Below are 18,063 nucleotides of genomic sequence, written 5' to 3'. Positions count from 1 at the left end.
GAAAGCCTGATTTGTGAATCCCTTAAGAAAATAGAAGTTTGTATTGAAGAAATAGATTAAAACCAGTAGCCTATACTGAAGAAAAAATTGGAGTTTTTACCTTCTGGGGACCATGAGTAAAGCACTTGAATTGGCCCAATAAACGACTCCCAACCATATCCAATTCCATAGCCAGAAAAATCCGGGGATGAAAACCATTCCCCTGTTCTAAATAAATCATCTTCCACATTGGCGTAATTAGCGGAAAACAGTAAATGATTTTTGGCATAGAACTCATAATCCAAACGTCCATAGGCCTTAACAAAACTATTGCCAGGGAGGCTTAAAAAATCATAGCCATAAAAAGGAACGAAATTGTTAATCAAATCCGTACCGAATCCTCCAAGAACAAAATCGAATGTGGTAACACCGGAAGTGCCCAATTTAAAACCTCCTTCTGTCTCAATGTTCATTGAAAGATTTTTAAAAATTGGGAAAGCTGCACCCATTCTTGCCTTGGAAATGGAAAAATCCTTGAAATTTTGATTAAAATCAGATGAAAGAATATAATAATGCATGTCCCCGTCAAAGTATAGACCCTTCGTTGGGAAATATCTGTCATCATAGGTGTCCAATTTTAAATTTCCAAAAACGCTAAAAAAGCTTCCGTTTTCAAAATAAAGACGATCATCAGATGCCGAACCTACAAGATTTTCCTCCACTCCTGAAAAAGGTTCAATGGTGCGAGTACTATATTTCAAATACTTATATTCCGCACCCAAGGTAAAGGCGAATTCCTCCCTAAGAACCGTTTGAATGTAGAGTTGATTGGTAAAGTCGGATACATCCAGGTTCAAGTTGTTTAGGTTGGTACCAAAGGGAACCTCAAAATTTTGACGGATCAGGTCAAAATTTATGTCCTGGGAGAAGGCACTGAACCTCGAGTTGAGCCCAAAACTCCAATACGTACCCTTATCTACATAATATTGAAAATTGTACCTCACATTGTCGCCAAGAATAAGGTCAAAGGAGGCTACGTCATCCTGTAAGACCAAATTTTTTTTTGTAAAATTAATAATAGCTGCACTTTTATATAAATCGTCATAATGTGCTCCCAACCGAATGAAAGAAGTATTGGGCGTTTCATCCAATCGTAATATCAAATCCTCGCCGGTACCGTTCGAAACCAATTTATACCTATTGGTAGTAAAATTGCCCGTAGCGGTCAAGTTGCTAATTCCTTGCTGTAATTTTTTAAACGTTATGGGTTCTGCCAAATTAAATCGGAGCTTTCCTTTTACATAACCTCTTGTGTGTTGATTGTTACCGTTAATGATCAATCTATTGATGGTTATGGAGTCTCTCAATGTTTTATACTTTATAAGATCTTTATCAATTTTTGAGTTACTCCCAATCTCACTTAGGGCATTGAGCTTTTCACGTGCTGCAATCATACCTTTTTCAATGATTTCGGCAGCCTTGTCAAATTGAATTACTGAAAAAGCTGCAATATCCGGTCTTATATAGATGTCCGTTTTTTTAGACTTTTGCACCATGTCCCTCACAGTTCTGTAATTGTTAATCTGAGAAAGTATTTCAGTTGCGGACATTAGTGCGTCCCTCTTGGATAGGTCATGTTGTACGTCAATACCAATTATGATATCGGCACCCATATTCCTAACCTTGTCGATGGGATAATTGTTGACTACTCCACCATCTATTAGAATACGGTTGTCAATACTTGAGGGCTCGAATAAGGATGGCAGCGTTCCACTTGCCATAATCGCTTGGGGCAGGTATCCTGAATCCAAAACAACTTCCTCCCCGGTCTCAATATCGGTAGCTATGCATACAAAAGGAATTGGGAGTTTGTAAAAATCGTTTACGTCCTTCACATGATACAACAATCTAACGAGCTCGTTATAAATGTTTTGCCCACCTGAAAATGCGGTAGGTACGGTAATCTTGAAATTATCAAAGGGAAGCGTTAATGCGTATCGTTCAGAATCTTCCTTCTCGTAAAAGGTTTTTGCATTTCTAGGGAGGTTATCTTGAATCAAATTTATGAAATCCGTCGCCCTGAAAATAGAATCCAATTGATCGGCCGTGTAGCCTGCTGCATACAAGGCTCCCACTATGGGCCCCATACTGGTTCCACCAACATAATCGATTTCTACGCCTGCTTCCTCAATTACCTTTAGTGCACCAATGTGTGCCATTCCCTTCGCACCTCCACCACTGAGTACCAGCCCCACCTTTGGTCTCTTATGGTTATCCTGTTGGGAGTAACTTTGTAGTGATACCTGAAATAACAGAGAAAGTAGTATAATTCTCAGCATCCAGCTTTGCGATATTTCCAAATCAATGAAACGACCCATATATTTTTTGTGCTTTGGAAGTACCTACAACTTCTGCCAAATGATCAAAAGATGCCTCCTTTATTCGCTTAACGGACTTAAATTTTTTCAACAAGTCCCTTGCTGTTTTCTCTCCCACACCTTCAATATTTTCCAGTTCAGAATTGATGGCGCTCTTGCTCCTTTTATTTCTATGAAAAGTTATGCCAAATCTATGGGCTTCGTTCCTTAAATGTTGGATAATCTTTAAACTTTCAGATTTTTTATCCAGATAGAGTGGTATGGAGTCCCCAGGGAAATAAATTTCCTCGAGCCGCTTTGCAATTCCTACAATAGCTATTTTACCTCTGAGACCCAAAATGTCCAGACTTTTTAAAGCAGAAGAAAGTTGTCCCTTACCTCCGTCTATGATAATTAATTGTGGCAATGGTTCCTCCTCTTCCAAAAGCCTTTTATATCTTCTAAACACCACTTCCTCCATGGAAGCAAAATCGTCCGGTCCCGAAACGGTCTTGATATTAAAATGCCTATAGTCCTTCTTGCTGGGTTTGCCATCCTTAAAAACGACACATGCCGCAACGGGATTGGTACCCTGTATATTACTGTTGTCAAAACATTCGATATGCCTTGGTTCTTCGGACAATCTCAAGTCCTTTTTCATTTGGGCCATAATGCGATTGGTATGGCGATCCGGATCAATGATCTTGATTTGGTTGAAACGTTCTTGTCTATAAAACTTCGCATTACGTTCCGATAGTTCCAAAAGACGTTTCTTGTCTCCAAGCTTTGGAACGGATATGATCAAGGATTCATCCAGTTCCACGGGAAAAGGAAGATAGAGTTCCTTGGATTGCGAATGAAATCGTTGCCTTATTTCCACAATAGCCAATTGTAGCAATTCTTCATCGGACTCATCCAATTTCTTTTTGATTTCCATGGTGTGCGACCTTATGATGGAACCATGTGACAATTGTAAAAAATTCACATAGGCCATGGCGTTGTCGGCCACAATCGTAAACACATCCACATTGCTGATCTTAGGATTTACGATGGTCGATTTTACCTGATAGTTTTCCAACACTTCGATTTTATCCTTTATGCGCTGGGCCTCCTCATATCGCATCTCCGCTGCAAAGGATTTCATTTGTCCTTTAAAATAATGAAGCGAAGATTTAAAATTTCCTTTGATTATTTCCTTTATGTCTGCAATTTGTCGGTCATATTCCTCAGAACTTTGAAGGCCTTCACAAGGGCCTTTACAATTGCCCAAATGGTATTCCAAACAGACCTTGTACTTACCGCCCTTGATTTTTTCTTCGGATAGATCGTAGTTGCAGGTCCGTAATGGATACACACTTTTAATCAAGTCCAAAAGCGTCCTAACCGTCTTCATACTGGTGTAGGGACCGTAATATTCAGAACCGTCCTTTATGACCCTTCTGGTAGGAAACAGTCTCGGAAAACGCTCATTTTTTAAACACAACCAAGGGTAGGACTTATCATCCTTGAGCATTACATTATATCTGGGCTTGTATTCCTTTATTAAATTGTTCTCCAGCAAAAGTGCATCTGATTCCGTAGGAACCACAATATGCTTGATCCTCTTTATTTTTTTAACAAGTACTCTGGTCTTTCCATATTCATGATTCTTGTTAAAATAAGAGGAGACCCGCTTTTTAAGATTTTTTGCCTTACCTACATACAGTATTTTATCGTCCTTGTCATAAAATTGATAAACGCCGGGGCCATTGGGCAGTGCACTTAATTGAACGTCAATGGGAATTTGGGACATAAAGCTTTGGTACGGGTTCTTATATCGTTGGATTTGAATTTACACGCTTTTCTTGAAACAACTTAAATTTTCTAATCATTTTAACGCATTTAAAGCAGAAAAATAGAACGGGTAAAGGCTAAACAGTTTTTAGAATGGTTCAATAAATTAATGTAGGATTCACACTAAAATGTGTTAAAGCACCAAATTTTTAATTTTCAACACAATTAATTGATTATCAGCATCTTAATCTCGTTATTGAATTATCTATATTCCCGTTTATGTTAATTTTCATATAAAAATGTGCTTTTTAACGATAAAATTGTGCTTTTCAAGGAGATTTAATGATTTTTTTACTTACATTTAAAACAATCAAAACCTCGAATACTTTTTGTTTAATATATGGAAAGCTACATAATAACACTTGGAACCTACCTCATACTAATGTTATTTTTCAAAGTTTTCTTTGCGGTCGCAGGAAAAGAATAATCATTGCCTAAGGTACATCAAATCATTTTTCAATCATGTTGAAGAAAGATTTGCGTCTAAAATATTCAGCTTTTAGAAAACAGCTTTCTCTAGAACAGATTGCGGCAAAAAGTCTTGATATATCAAATAAGGCTTTGGAACTTCCTATTTGGTCCAAAAAGTATTACCATATATTTCTTCCCATTACCTCAAAACAGGAAATTGATACGATTAATTTATTATCCATTCTTCAAGGCAAGGACAAGTATGTAATCGTACCAAAGGTTCAGCAGGATACCCTTGAGCATTATTTATTGACCGATTCTACCAAATTCAAGAACAATTCCTGGGGGGTACCGGAACCCGTCGACGGTATACAGATTGACCCAAATATGATCGATGTTGTTTTCATTCCACTATTGGCATTTGATACAATAGGTCATAGGGTTGGTTATGGCAAAGGATATTACGATACATTTTTAGCGAGCTGCAGACCTGATGTTTTAAAAGTTGGTCTCAGTTTTTTTGATGCGGAGGAATTGATTACAGACGTCTTTCCGGGGGACATTCCTTTGGATTACTGTGTTACCCCACAAAAAAACTATTCATTTGATGGTTCTTGAGATTGTTCAAAGGTTTCAGAAGTTTCCACGCCCACTTCATCGGTATTTTCCTCATCGTTCTTCCCAAAAGCCCTTTTGTTAAAAACCAATAAAATCCCTACACCTGTGCTTATGGCCGTATCGGCTATATTAAAAACGGGCTCAAAAAATCGAAAATTCTTACCTCCCACAAAGGGCATCCAATCCGGCCAAGTAGTATCCACCAATGGAAAATAGAGCATATCCACTACTTTACCATAAAATGCCTTCCCATAAGGCTCGTCCGAGAATAAAGTTGCAACGTGATTGTAACTGTCATCAAAGATAAGGCCATAAAAAACAGAGTCCAGGATATTCCCCAAGGCACCTGCGAATATCAAGGAAACGGCCACTATCAAGGTTTTGGATGATTTTTTCCTGACCACATCGTGCAACCAATAGCCAATGCCAAAAATGGCGAACAACCTAAAAATGGTCAATACCAATTTTCCTGTGGCATCAGAAATTGGGAGTACATCACTAAGCTTGGCACCCCATGCAGCACCCTCGTTTTCGATAAACAGAATCTTGAACCAATTGAAAACATCCACTGATTCGCCCAAAACGAAGTGCGTTTTGATATATATCTTGCTCCATTGATCAATTAGGAGAATCACTACAATTAATAAAATGGACTTCTTTAGGTTCATGATCTTGTTTGACCGGGCAAAAATAGAAATATTATTCGGTTTTGTTCAGTACGATATTCCCGGTTACGGAATTTAAATGGTACTGATTATCACCATTTGGGATAGGGTTTTTTGGATACAAGCCATATTTGGTTTCCGCCATTATATTTGCACTGTCCGCATAGACTATTATATTGCCACTTTGGGTCCTTACATTGACTTCCCCACCAATCTTATGGAGTTCACAGGTTCCATCAGAAAGGGTAACATCCAGACGGGAGTAATCCCCAAATGCCACGATCCTAGCGCTCTTTCCGTAAACCTCTACATTTTTGTAAGCGGGCACTTTAATTTTTAAGGCAATGGATACCACTTTGTGCGCGCTTAATTTGTCATTTGGATTTATAAAACTTGGTTGAAAACCGGCGCCAAACACCAATGTATTTCCCTCTTCCGAAACATTCATTTGCAGGTCCTCGCTATATTCCCCATCCATTTGTGCATCCACTTCTACCGCTTTGCCCTCAACAGTTTCCAAAATGACCTCATAACAATTTTCGGCATTGACCTGGATAAGGTTGACGGATTCGCCCAACAAGACCTTATGCACCTTCTTTTGTGCGAAACCCTGCGCTGCAATTACCAAAAAGACGAACGGGAACAATTTCACAACGGACCATTAAAAAACGCCCCGAGAGGCGTTTTGATTATTTTTGCATATTCTTGGCTTCGATACTCAAGGTAGCATGCGGTACCAATTTCAAACGCTCTTTATTGATGAGTTTCCCCGTTATCCGGCAAATGCCGTAGGTTTTATTCTCTATTCTAAGCAAGGCATTTTTTAAGTCCCTAATGAACTTTTCCTGCCGAATGGCCAATTGGGTATTCGCTTCCTTGCTCATGGTCTCGGAACCTTCCTCAAAGGCCTTGAAGGTTGGGGAAGTATCATCTGTACCATTATTCCCATCGTTCATATAAGAACTTTTAAGAAGTTCCAAATGACTTTTAGCTTTCTCTATTTTTTCCTCTATCAATTCCTTGAACTCCGCCAAATCCTTGTCCGAGTATCTTACTTTTAAATCTTCTGCCATCTCGTTAATGTTTTGCAATAAACAATTTAGTGTTCACTTCATCGAAGGCAATTTCAGTGCCATTCTCTAAATATTCCTCAAAATTCAACTCCGCTGTCAAAGTTTCCGCTTTAATATAATTAAGATTACTAGTCACCGCCTGTTCTACCAAACCGTCCTTTTGCATCCTAATGTCGATTCTATCGGTCACTTCAAAACCAGATTCCTTTCTTAAATTTTGGATTCTGTTGACAAGTTCCCTTGCGATACCCTCTTTCTTTAGATCCTCATTGATGGTGATATCCAATGCGACCGTTGTTTTGCCCGATGAGGCCACCAACCAACCTTCAATATCCTGGGAGCTTATCTCTACATCCTGAAACTGTAAAATAATACTTTTATTTTCTATTTGAAGTGATAATTCGCCTTCTTGCTCAATTTTTTGGATATCTTCCTGATTTAGAGTACTTATAGCGTTCGCAATTTGCTTCATTTCCTTGCCGAACTTTGGCCCCAAAGTCTTGAAATTGGGTTTTATTCGTTTGACCAGCACTCCAGATGCATCGTCCAAAAGTTCAATTTCCTTTACATTTACTTCCGATTTTATCAAATCCGATACGGCCAAAATATCGGTTCTGTCCTGCTCGTCCAAAATAGGAATCATGATTTTTTGGAGCGGTTGCCGCACCTTTATCTTTTCCTTTTGCCGTATCGATAAAACCAAGGACGATATCGTTTGGGCCTTTTGCATCTTTTGTTCCAAGGCCGAATCGATCATATTTTTATCCGACGTTGGGAAATCTGCCAAATGGACACTTTCAAAGGGTTCCAAATGGGTTGTTGCTATCAGGTCCTTGTAGAGTCTATCCATAAAAAATGGTGCTACCGGTGCTGAAAGTTTGGCTACTGTTACCAAACAGGTATAGAGTGTTTGATAGGCAGCGATCTTGTCCTTTTGGTAATCCCCTTTCCAAAACCTTCTTCTGCACAGGCGAACGTACCAATTGCTTAGGTTTTCCTGTACGAAATCTGAAATCGCCCTCGTAGCCTTGGTAGGTTCATAATCTGCATAGGCATCATCTACAAAAGCGATCAATGAATTGAGTTCGGATAAAATCCATCGGTCTATTTCCGGTCTTTCCTCCACGGGTATATTTTCCTCGGAAAAGCTAAAGGCATCGATATTTGCGTACAGCGCGAAAAAGGAATAGGTATTGTAAAGTGTCCCGAAGAATTTTCGCTTCACTTCAACAATGCCCTCCGGGTCAAATTTTAGGTTGTCCCATGGGTTCGCATTGCTGATCATATACCAGCGAGTCGCGTCCGCACCATGCTCCTTCATCGTATCAAAGGGGTCTACGGCGTTGCCCAGTCTTTTGGACATTTTTTTCCCTTCCTTGTCCAGCACAAGTCCGTTGGAAACCACGTTTTTATAAGCCACGGAATCGAACACCATGGTGCCTATGGCATGTAGCGTGTAAAACCATCCCCTCGTCTGGTCAACACCTTCCGCGATAAAATCAGCCGGAAAGGTCTTGCCCGTGTCGATAAGTTCCTTGTTTTCAAATGGATAATGCCACTGAGCGTAGGGCATGGAACCACTATCGAACCAAACATCTATGAGGTCGCTTTCCCGCTTCATGGGTTTACCGGACGGAGAAACCAAGGTTATCTGATCTACGATGTTCTTGTGCAGGTCTACCCTTTCATAGTTTGCTTCGGACATGTCACCAACCACAAAGTCCTCAAAAATATCCTTCTCCAACACGCCGGCTTCCAAGGCCTTTTGCATTTCGGACTTCAAATCGGCAACAGAACCAATGATCAATTCCTCCTTGCCGTCACTGGTCCTCCAAATAGGCAAGGGAATCCCCCAATACCGTGATCTGGACAAATTCCAATCGTTTGCGTTGGCCAACCAATTTCCAAAACGTCCCTCACCGGTTGCTTTGGGTTTCCAATTGATAGATTGGTTCAGCTCGAACATCCTGTCCTTAATATCGGTTACCTTGATGAACCAGGAATCGAGCGGATAATACAATATAGGCTTATCCGTACGCCAACAATTGGGGTAGCTGTGAACGTACTTTTCAACCTTGAAAGCCTTGTTTTCCTCTTTAAGTTTTATGGCAATTTCTACATCTACGGAACGCTCCGGGGCCTCCCCGTCCTCATAATATTCATTTTTCACGTACTTTCCGCCCAGCTCCTTCAATTCCGGTCTAAATTTCCCCTGTAAATCTACCAAAGGGACAGGATTGGCATTTTCGTCCAAGACCAACATAGGCGGTATTTCCGGTACGGCCTGCTTTGCCACGAAGGCATCATCCGCACCAAAAGTAGGGGCAGTGTGTACGATTCCCGTACCGTCTTCCGTGGTAACGAAATCCCCGGATATAACCCGAAATGCATTTTCCGCATTTTCGTAAGGAAGTACATAGGGCAACAATTGTTCGTACTTGATGCCGACCAAATTTTCACCTTTTGTTTCCGATAAAATCTGATAGGGTATCTTTTTGTCACCCGCGTTGTAAGCAATTAGATCTGATGCTTGGGATACTTCAACATATTTTCCCACAAATTGCTTTCCGACCAAATTCTTGGCCAAAACAACATACATGGGTTCAAAAGTATATTGATTGAAAGACCTTACCAATACATAATCGATCTTAGGGCCCACGGTCAAAGCCGTATTGGAAGGAAGTGTCCATGGCGTCGTCGTCCAAGCCAGGAAAAAAGCCTCTCCAGGTCCCTCCAAAGGTGGGGTGACTCCAAATGCCTTGAAGATATCCTTTTCCGTTCCCCCTTTAGGTGTTAGGGGGCTTTTAAATTGGGCCGTTACTGTGGTATCCGTAACATCTTGGTACGTTCCCGGTTGGTTCAATTCATGGGAACTCAATCCCGTTCCCGCCTTAGGCGAATAGGGCTGAATGGTATATCCCTTATAAATAAGGCCTTTATCATAAATCTGTTTCAATAACCACCAAACAGATTCCATGTATTTCGACTTGTAGGTAATGTAAGGGTCGTCCATATCCACCCAATACCCTACTTGTTCCGTCATGGCGTTCCAAACATCGGTATAGCGCATTACCGCCTTTTTACAAGCGGCGTTATAATCCTCCACCGATATTTTTAACCCAATATCTTCCTTGGTTATGCCAAGTTCCTTTTCCACACCCAATTCAATGGGTAGTCCGTGGGTATCCCAGCCAGCCTTTCGTTTCACCTGAAAGCCTTTCATGGTCTTGTACCTGGGAAAGATATCCTTGATGGTACGAGCCATGACATGGTGAATACCTGGCATTCCGTTGGCAGATGGCGGGCCTTCAAAAAAGACATAACTTTCCTTACCCTCCCTAGAAGAAATACTTTTGTCAAAAATATTGGCTGTCTTCCAGTAGTTTAAAACTTCTTCTGCAACTTTGGGCAAGTCCAATCCCTTATATTCTGCGAACTTCATACGAAATGCTTATGGTTCTGGGTTTTAAGCCTGCAAAATTAATTAATTTAGTTGGAACTGTTGTTCTACCAAACAATGAAATGGATTTAATAAGAAAATCCCTGAATAGCGAAAACATACACTTTAATCCAAAATGAGCTTCACTCCGTATATAGGTATACAAACACTAAAAATTTAACACCATGAAAAAATTAGTAGTAAGCACAATTTTAGTTTTGGCCTTAAGCATGTCTTTTGTGTCCTGCAGGGAAACGGCCGAAAAAGCAAAAGATGCCGCTGGCCAAGCGGAGGAAGCCCTTCAAGAAACCGGAAATGATCTAAAAGAAGCTGGTGAAGACGCTATGGACAAAGCCAAGGAAGCAGGTGAAAGTATGAAAGAAGCTGGGGAAAAAGCTATTGATTCCGCCAAGGAAGCCGGAGAGGATGCTCTTGACTCCGCAAAGGAAGCTGGAGAAGAAGCTATGGACAAAGCCAAAAAAATTGGTGAGGACGTAAAGGACGTAACCAAGGAAGCTGCAGATAAAATTTCACAATAATAAACCTGTACTTTCCTTAAATAGGAAACGTAGGAATTCTGAACAAAAAGGCCCGATTGAAGGGCTTTTTTATTTTAAAAGTGGTACCCAATTCCCAATATCAAATTACTTCCAGGTGCCACAATCCCGGAGGAATACGTTCTATATCGCTGATTTGTAATATTCTCCAAGCTTAGGGTCGCGTTCAAATTGTTCGCAATTGCATATTGGGAGCGAAAGTTCAAGGTATACCAGGATGGTGAAAATGGATCGCCGTTTTCGTCTGTAGCATACATATAATCCTTGGACTGTTCGGATATAGCCAGGTCATCATTGGATACCTCTCCATTATAGTTGAGGAAAAAGTCGGTCGAAATCCTTTCCCGCTTCCATTTTACATGAAAATCGCCAAAAGTGGGAGGCGCATGCCTTGCCGGAGAATCCGTTCCGTCCTCCTCTTCTTCGATTCCCTCGGTAATGGTAAAATTGGAAGCGAGGGACCAATGGTCCGTCAAATAGGCATCCAGACCAAACTCAAATCCATATACATAGGCTTTTGCGGCATTCTGGATGGCCTGTACATTGCTCAACTCTCCTCCATATTCAATTTGGGAAACACCATTAAAGGTAAAATCCCTTCGGACCAAGGCATCTACCAAGTACGTGTAAAAGGTGGCCCCTTTGAGTACAAGCTTATCCCCAAAGTTCTTTTGTATCCCCAACTCCAAATTATATGCGTATTCCGATTCCAAATCCGGATTTGGAACGACAACCGATCCAGGTTCCGAATCAAATATTTTTCCAATATCGTCTACATTGGGAGCCCTAAAACCTGTGGACCCATTAAACGTAATTTGTAGGTTCTGTCTTGGAAACCAACTGAAACCCAAACTCCCGGTTAATGCGCCCGTACTTACATCGGCATTCTCAAAAGGAAAGGCATAAAAGGTACGGTCAAACAATGCATCTATCCAAACATGGCTATACCGTAAACCGGACATGATAATAAAATTGGGCTTGGCCTTGTATTCTCCGTTTAAATATCCCGCCAGACTTTTCCAAGTGGCTCCGTCCGGATATCTGGAAGCTGCCGCTGTACTTTCCCCGGTAGCGATATTGGTGTCCAAACCTGTTGACCCAACATTGTTAAAAATAAATTCCCCGCCATAATACAGTTTGAAATTCCCGATTTTCTTGTTTTCAAAATCCAGATTCAGGTTCAGTGCATCCACTTTTTCCTTTGTGGTATTTAAAATGGAACCTCCAAAATCCCGATTGCTCCTACTTTCTTCAAAAAACTGGTAGGCTGCAGTCAATTTCAATCCATCGTACAGTTTTCCGTTGCCCTTCTTTTTTAATTGCATATTTCCCATGAACCATTTTTGGGGGCCGTAATACCACTCGGCCGACCTTAACCCCAAGCCATCCCTTGAAGGTCTAATGAGCCTGTCATATCTGGAATAGTCCGATGTTTCTGAATAATGGATTCCTAGATTCAAGTCCCAGTTAACATGGGGTCTGAATAGGAATTTCTGCAAAAAATTCCTTTGATCGTAACCCGTGGGAACTTGCTTTCTTGGATTATTGTTTGGCACAAGTACATCTTCCCCATTTCGGGACGTGACAAAGTTGTTTCTCAGGTAGGAATCGGGGCCATGGCTTCCCATGGTCAAATTCTGAAAACTGTTAAAGGAAAAACTGGATAAGGAAGCCCATTTCTCCTTTCCTATGTTTACATCGGCGTGAACCGTATTTTCCATATTTACCGAAGAAAATCGGTAGTTGGCATTCCCTGAAAATTCGGTCGTTTCCTTTTGGCTTAGCATGGGCTGCTTAGTGTAGAAGTTCATAACACCACCTATTGCATCGCTTCCATAAATAACGGAACCCGGGCCAAAGATAATTTCCGTATTTCGGATGTTGAAGGGGTCGATGGAGATGACATTCTGCAAATTGCCTCCCCTAAATATGGCATTGTTCATACGCACCCCATCCACTGAAAGCACCAATCTGTTAGTGGCAAAACCCCTGATCATAGGGCTCCCCCCGCCCAGCTGACTTTTTTGCACAAAAACCTTTCCGCTACTTTGTAGCAAATCCGCAGAGGTCTGTGGCGTATTCAAGGCTATGGTCTGGGCGTCTATGGATACAATTTTGTTGGGAACTTCCTTTTTTTGTTGTTCCCATTTGGAAACCGACATGACCACCTCATCCAAGCGTTCAGGTCTCATTTGTAAATAAATCTTGTATCCATTCTTGACTATCTGGAGTCGGGTAACTTTTTTGGTTTCATAACTAAGATGTCGCAGCGTTAACCTTTCCACATTCAAAAAAGGGGCGAAATCAAAATTTCCGTCAAAATCCGTTACACTGATTATGGTCTTATCCGGATTGAAAACTGCCACGTTTGGTATAGGTTCGCGCGTATCGCTATCCAAAACGGTCACCTGTTGTGACCATCCTACATAGTAGTATAGAAAAAAAATAAGGGGTAAAAATCGCTTCATATTAACCAAAGACCTCATTAAGAACCGCCAACGACTTGGGTTTTCTAAAACCTTGTAAGTGCAACTCGTAATACAACACCAAGGATTGGAGCAGTTCTTGCCTGTTATTCTTTCTCATTTTTATCGTGTTAATTGTATCAAAATTTATGCCTAAAAATGATTTGAAAAATAAAAGATTTTTTCCCGATAAAATAGGGTTTAAGGATGTAGTAGCTACAAATTCGCCCTCCAACAAGTCAAAATAGGAAGCATCCATATTGTTCACATCTGGGTAAAACCCTAAGTATTTGGTCAGTAGGATTAAAAAGTAGAGATGAAAATTGGAGGTTTCCGTATGGATATCCAACCATTGCAAGGCCGCTTCCAAAAAATGGAAAAGTTCTGGGTTTGCCTCTTCCTCATGGATGCTATTGGCCAGCATTTCCGCCAAAAATAGTGCCATGGCGTTTTTCACGATGTTGGTATGCAAATCTTGATAATGGTAATACAGCTTTGCCTCCTTAACACTTTCCAAAGACCCCTTATTTCTGTGTGTGGCAACAAGTTCCAATTGTGTCAGAGGCTGAAACAGGGCCTTTTTTACCTTTCCTTTTTTAGTGGCCAATATTCCGCGAAGTAGGTACGATTTTAGACCATCGGACTCCGTAAAAATCCGTACGATCAAACTGGTATCCCCATATTTAATGGAAGTTAGAACGATGCCTTTGGTGGTTACCTGCATTCAAAAAGGTTTTTACAAAGATATTCTTTACTGCCCTATGGAATCGTTGGCCCAATTTTTGGGATATTCCTGTAAAATAACGTTTCCAATATTTTGGGTATAGTGGTGCTTATCCAACCAATAACAGGGACTCATTAACATTAATTTGGCACCATAAGGCCTAAAAAGCTTAAAACCCTTGTTTTCCAATGTTTTCAAAAGGTATTCGAACTGCATCCTTCTTTCGGTGGAGCTTACATAATTTTCAAAGGAGCTGGGATGTACCAAAAATGTCAACTGGATACCCTTTTGCCAGCATAAGTATCTAATTTTTTCAAGGATTTCAATCTGTGAAGAAAAATCCAGCGGCTGTATGGGTGCTGCATGCGGGAAATCCACAAGTTCCAGGTTTTCATGGGAAATACAATCGGCTTCATTGGCATTGTGTGCGTAATAATTGCCATCGGTATATATATCATGCTCAATATACTTTTTACTCAGATCTGCCCCCAGAATTTTTTTGATGGAGATGGGCAAGAACAGAAACTCCCATTGGATTTTATCCTGTTGTAAGTTCACGAACTTACAAGAGGCGTCGTTCTCATGCGAGCTAGTCCTTTCATAAATAACCCCTTCGTCCATCCCTAAAATAATGTTATTTACTTGAACACCGTTTTCAAGCAGCAATAGCAGGCTATTGTAGAATTCCTCTGGAGTTCCCAAGGAATAGGTCATATTGTACCATGAATCTTCTGAATTATTTAATTGGTTCACATGAAGTACGCCTCCCTTGGAATTGGAAAATAAAAAGCTGTTGAACTTTTGAGGGTTTTGAAGGACAAAATTCGTTTTTAAACTATGCTCATTGGGCCTTATAGCCCTGAATTCCCTTCTATTTCCAAAAATTCCATAGGGGTCAATAGTGAAATTATAGATGCTCGTGGTCGAGAAATATGTTAGCACCGTCAAACCAAAAAAAGCCGCCTTTTTGAGAAATGCCTTCATCTAAAATTGAAAATAAATGAATTGACTGGAACTTGTATTCAAACTTATAAGATAGACCGATACTATTATGACCGATACCTCTATGGCCCACACCCATTTTTTATCCATACCCTTTAAAAAGGTGAAATTAAGGCGTTCATCCTTTCTAAAGATCCAATCCAAAAACAATAGGGAACCCACACTATACAGTCCGTTTTTGTAAATAAGCGGAAAATCGAAATTTGTAAACATAAAGCTTATATATTCCAAAGCCGATGTCAAGGATGCACTCCTGAAAAATACCCATGCCAGTATCACCAAGAAAAATGTACGTAAAATTTGACCCAGTTCCTTCAGTGTTGGAAACCAAGAATTTTCCGCGACGATATCCCTGGTATATGTTCTGTTTCGCCCCATGATATAGCTGGGCACGAACAGCAGGGCATGGACACAGCCCCACACCACAAAAGTCCAATTAGCACCGTGCCATAAACCACTGACTAAGAAGATGATACATACGTTCCTGAGCGATTTTAATTTACCTCTACGGGAACCGCCCAGGGGAATATAGAGGTAATCCCTAAACCAGGTGGATAGGGATATGTGCCATCTGCGCCAAAATTCCCCAACGTTTCGAGAAAAATAGGGGAACTTGAAATTGGACATCAATTCTATTCCGAACAATTTGGATACCCCTATCGCAATGTCTGAATATCCACTATAATCGCAATAAATCTGAATGGCAAAATAAACCGCTCCCAACCAGAGAACGCCGCCCCCAAAATCATGGTAATTTTGAAAAATGTCGTCTACCTTGAGGGCCAAAACATCCGCAATTACAACCTTTTTCACCAAACCCCACAAAATAAGCCGCAGTCCATTTTATACCATTTTCATAGGAAAAAGTCCTTTTCCCCAATATCTGTGGAAGCAAATTGGAGGCCCGTTCAATAGGTCCAGCAACCAACTTGGGAAAGAAGGAAACAAAGGCCGCGAAAGAAATGAAGTCCTTGGTATGCACTAGTTTGTTTCTGTACACATCAATGGTGTAGGACATGGTCTGGAAGGTATAGAAGGAAATCCCCACGGGAAGTATGATGTTGAGCGACCGTGAATTTTGTGTCTGATACCCCACACTGTTCAATAGTTCGATCCATGAATCCACAAAAAAATTGAAGTATTTAAAGAACGCCAATAGCCCAATATTAAAGGCCATACTAATCCCAAGTAAGACTTTTTTGCGGGAAGCCTTTGTTGTTCCATGAATTTGCAAGCCCACCAAATAATCAACGAGGGTAGATAAAATTATAAGGGACAGAAACCTGTAGTCCCACCATCCATAAAAGATGTAGGAAGCCAACAGCAACAATATATTCTGATGCCTGATCTTTTTGTTGAAAACGAACCAATACAGCAAGAAAACAACAATCAGAAAAACCAAAAATTCAAAAGAATTAAATAGCAAGCCCTTGTTTTAAGGGTCAAAAATAGGCTAAAATATGATGCTACTTATCCAAACTGATTCTAAGCCATAACAAAAAAGGCCTATCCAAAAAAAGGATAGGCCTTATGATAAAATATTATTTTTTTTAGATCACCCCTTGGGCCAACATGGCATCCGCAACTTTCACGAAACCGGCTATGTTGGCACCTTTTACATAATTACAATAGCCATTTTCCTCCATACCGTATTCGATACAAGAGTCGTGTATATCTGACATAATTCCCTTCAAACGCTCATCGACCTCTTCACGGGTCCAGCTAATACGCAGGGAGTTTTGGGACATTTCGAGGCCGGAAGTGGCAACACCACCTGCATTGGAAGCCTTTCCTGGGGCAAAAAGGATTTTTGCATCGTGGAAGGCATGTACGGCATCAGCAGTACAGGGCATATTGGCCCCTTCAGCAACGCAGATACAACCGTTTTCCAAGAGTTTTTTGGCATCCTCTTTATTCAACTCGTTCTGGGTGGCGCAGGGCAGGGCAATATCGCATTTAACGTCCCATGGGGTTTTACCATCATGATATTTGGCATTAGGGTATTTCTTTACATACTCAGAAATACGTCCCCTTTTGTTGTTCTTTAGATCCATTACGAACTTCAGTTTGTCCGTATCGATTCCATCGGAATCATAAATGTATCCACCTGAATCCGATAGGGTTACGACCTTACCGCCCAATTGGATTACCTTTTCGGCAGCAAACTGCGCTACGTTACCAGATCCGGAAATCACGACGGTTTTACCGTCAAGATTTTCGTTTTTGGTTTTCAACATGTTTTCGGCAAAATAAACGGTACCATAACCGGTAGCCTCAGGACGAATTTTGGAACCGCCCCATGAAAGTCCTTTCCCAGTCAATACCCCGGTAAACTCGTTCCTAATTTTCTTGTACATCCCAAACAAGTATCCAATTTCCCGGGCGCCAACGCCAATATCACCTGCCGGTACATCCGTATTGGGTCCAATATGCCTATTAAGTTCCAACATAAAGGCATGGCAGAAACGCATTACCTCATCGTCAGATTTTCCCTTGGGGTCAAAATCGGATCCCCCTTTACCGCCCCCCATGGGAAGGGTGGTCAAACTATTTTTAAATACCTGTTCAAAAGCCAAAAATTTAAGGATACTGGCATTTACCGTTGGGTGAAAACGCAGGCCTCCCTTGTACGGACCAATAGCGGAATTCATTTGAATCCTATATCCCCTATTTACATGGATTTCACCTTCATCGTCAACCCATGCCACCCTAAAGGAAACCAATCGTTCCGGTTCCACCATTCTCAAAAGAATGTTCTTTCCGTTGTAAATTTCCTGTTCGGCAATATAAGGTATAACGGTATCTGCTACTTCCTGAACGGCCTGGATGAATTCCGGTTCGTGCCCGTTTCGGGCCTTCACCTCATCCATGAATGCATCTATTTTTGCTTGTATTGAGCTCATTAATGTCGTTTTAAATTATTGAATTCAAAATATATCG

At 40.8% G+C, this 18,063-nt stretch carries 14 protein-coding genes; 2 read left to right on the top strand and 12 right to left on the bottom strand.

Annotated elements, in window-relative coordinates; genetic code table 11:
• Window positions 1-56 precede the first annotated feature (56 nt).
• Together PP181_RS03895 and uvrC are read right to left on the bottom strand one after the other, a co-directional pair.
• Entirely contained in the window at window positions 57-2,357 is a 2,301-nt protein-coding gene (locus PP181_RS03895; RefSeq protein ID WP_272636045.1) for a patatin-like phospholipase family protein, read from the bottom strand.
• Complete coding sequence (gene uvrC, locus PP181_RS03890; RefSeq protein WP_272636044.1) at window positions 2,341-4,128, bottom strand: excinuclease ABC subunit UvrC; 1,788 nt, start codon at window positions 4,126-4,128, stop codon at window positions 2,341-2,343. Before uvrC ends, PP181_RS03895 begins: the two co-directional genes overlap by 17 nt.
• A gap of 503 nt (window positions 4,129-4,631) precedes the next feature.
• On the opposite strand from uvrC, the gene PP181_RS03885 reads away from it, so the two are divergent.
• A complete protein-coding gene (locus tag PP181_RS03885) occupies window positions 4,632-5,198 on the top strand; it encodes a 5-formyltetrahydrofolate cyclo-ligase (protein WP_272636043.1) in 567 nt (188 codons plus the stop codon).
• Here PP181_RS03885 and PP181_RS03880 read toward each other — a convergent pair.
• The 4 genes from PP181_RS03880 to ileS are packed head-to-tail and all read right to left on the bottom strand — an operon-like array spanning window position 5,177 to window position 10,378.
• Window positions 5,177-5,866 carry a lipoprotein signal peptidase gene (locus PP181_RS03880; protein ID WP_272636042.1) on the bottom strand — a complete coding sequence of 230 codons (690 nt, stop codon included), beginning with the start codon at window positions 5,864-5,866 and terminating at the stop codon, window positions 5,177-5,179. The two genes, PP181_RS03885 and PP181_RS03880, sit on opposite strands and share 22 nt — an antisense overlap.
• 31 nt (window positions 5,867-5,897) lie before the next feature.
• Window positions 5,898-6,515 carry a hypothetical protein gene (locus PP181_RS03875; protein WP_272636041.1) on the bottom strand — a complete coding sequence of 206 codons (618 nt, stop codon included), beginning with the start codon at window positions 6,513-6,515 and terminating at the stop codon, window positions 5,898-5,900.
• 37 nt (window positions 6,516-6,552) lie between these two features.
• A complete protein-coding gene (locus PP181_RS03870) occupies window positions 6,553-6,936 on the bottom strand; it encodes a TraR/DksA family transcriptional regulator (protein ID WP_099544332.1) in 384 nt (127 codons plus the stop codon).
• Window positions 6,937-6,940: 4 nt separating this feature from the next.
• Window positions 6,941-10,378, bottom strand: a complete 3,438-nt coding sequence (ileS, locus tag PP181_RS03865) for an isoleucine--tRNA ligase (protein WP_272636040.1) — start codon at window positions 10,376-10,378, stop codon at window positions 6,941-6,943.
• 182 nt (window positions 10,379-10,560) lie between these two features.
• Between ileS and PP181_RS03860 the strand changes: the two genes are divergently transcribed.
• Window positions 10,561-10,914 carry a hypothetical protein gene (locus PP181_RS03860; protein WP_272636039.1) on the top strand — a complete coding sequence of 118 codons (354 nt, stop codon included), beginning with the start codon at window positions 10,561-10,563 and terminating at the stop codon, window positions 10,912-10,914.
• A gap of 74 nt (window positions 10,915-10,988) precedes the next feature.
• Here the strand turns inward: PP181_RS03860 and PP181_RS03855 are convergent, their stop codons facing one another.
• The 6 genes from PP181_RS03855 to gdhA all read right to left on the bottom strand — a co-directional run bounded on the left by PP181_RS03855 (window position 10,989) and on the right by gdhA (window position 18,017).
• Window positions 10,989-13,400 (bottom strand): TonB-dependent receptor, encoded by a 2,412-nt coding sequence (locus tag PP181_RS03855; protein WP_272636038.1) that lies wholly within the window; start codon window positions 13,398-13,400, stop codon window positions 10,989-10,991.
• A gap of 1 nt (window position 13,401) precedes the next feature.
• Entirely contained in the window at window positions 13,402-14,121 is a 720-nt protein-coding gene (recO, locus tag PP181_RS03850) for a DNA repair protein RecO (protein ID WP_272636037.1), read from the bottom strand.
• A gap of 27 nt (window positions 14,122-14,148) precedes the next feature.
• Window positions 14,149-15,105 (bottom strand): hypothetical protein, encoded by a 957-nt coding sequence (locus PP181_RS03845; protein WP_272636036.1) that lies wholly within the window; start codon window positions 15,103-15,105, stop codon window positions 14,149-14,151.
• Complete coding sequence (locus PP181_RS17700; protein WP_330072455.1) at window positions 15,106-15,936, bottom strand: MBOAT family O-acyltransferase; 831 nt, start codon at window positions 15,934-15,936, stop codon at window positions 15,106-15,108. It lies immediately after the preceding gene.
• The gene (locus PP181_RS17695) at window positions 15,869-16,549 is read right to left on the bottom strand and encodes an MBOAT family O-acyltransferase (RefSeq protein WP_330072454.1); all 681 of its coding nucleotides are present in this window, start codon (window positions 16,547-16,549) and stop codon (window positions 15,869-15,871) included. Before PP181_RS17695 ends, PP181_RS17700 begins: the two co-directional genes overlap by 68 nt.
• Before the next feature lie 124 nt (window positions 16,550-16,673).
• Complete coding sequence (gene gdhA / locus PP181_RS03835) at window positions 16,674-18,017, bottom strand: NADP-specific glutamate dehydrogenase (protein WP_138257328.1); 1,344 nt, start codon at window positions 18,015-18,017, stop codon at window positions 16,674-16,676.
• Window positions 18,018-18,063 lie beyond the last annotated feature (46 nt).

The sequence above is a fragment of the Maribacter sp. PR66 genome (assembly GCF_028464205.1).
Lineage (GTDB): Bacteria > Bacteroidota > Bacteroidia > Flavobacteriales > Flavobacteriaceae > Maribacter > Maribacter flavus.
Note: the sequence above shows the minus strand (reverse complement) of the source record. Positions and strands in the feature narration are given on the sequence as shown.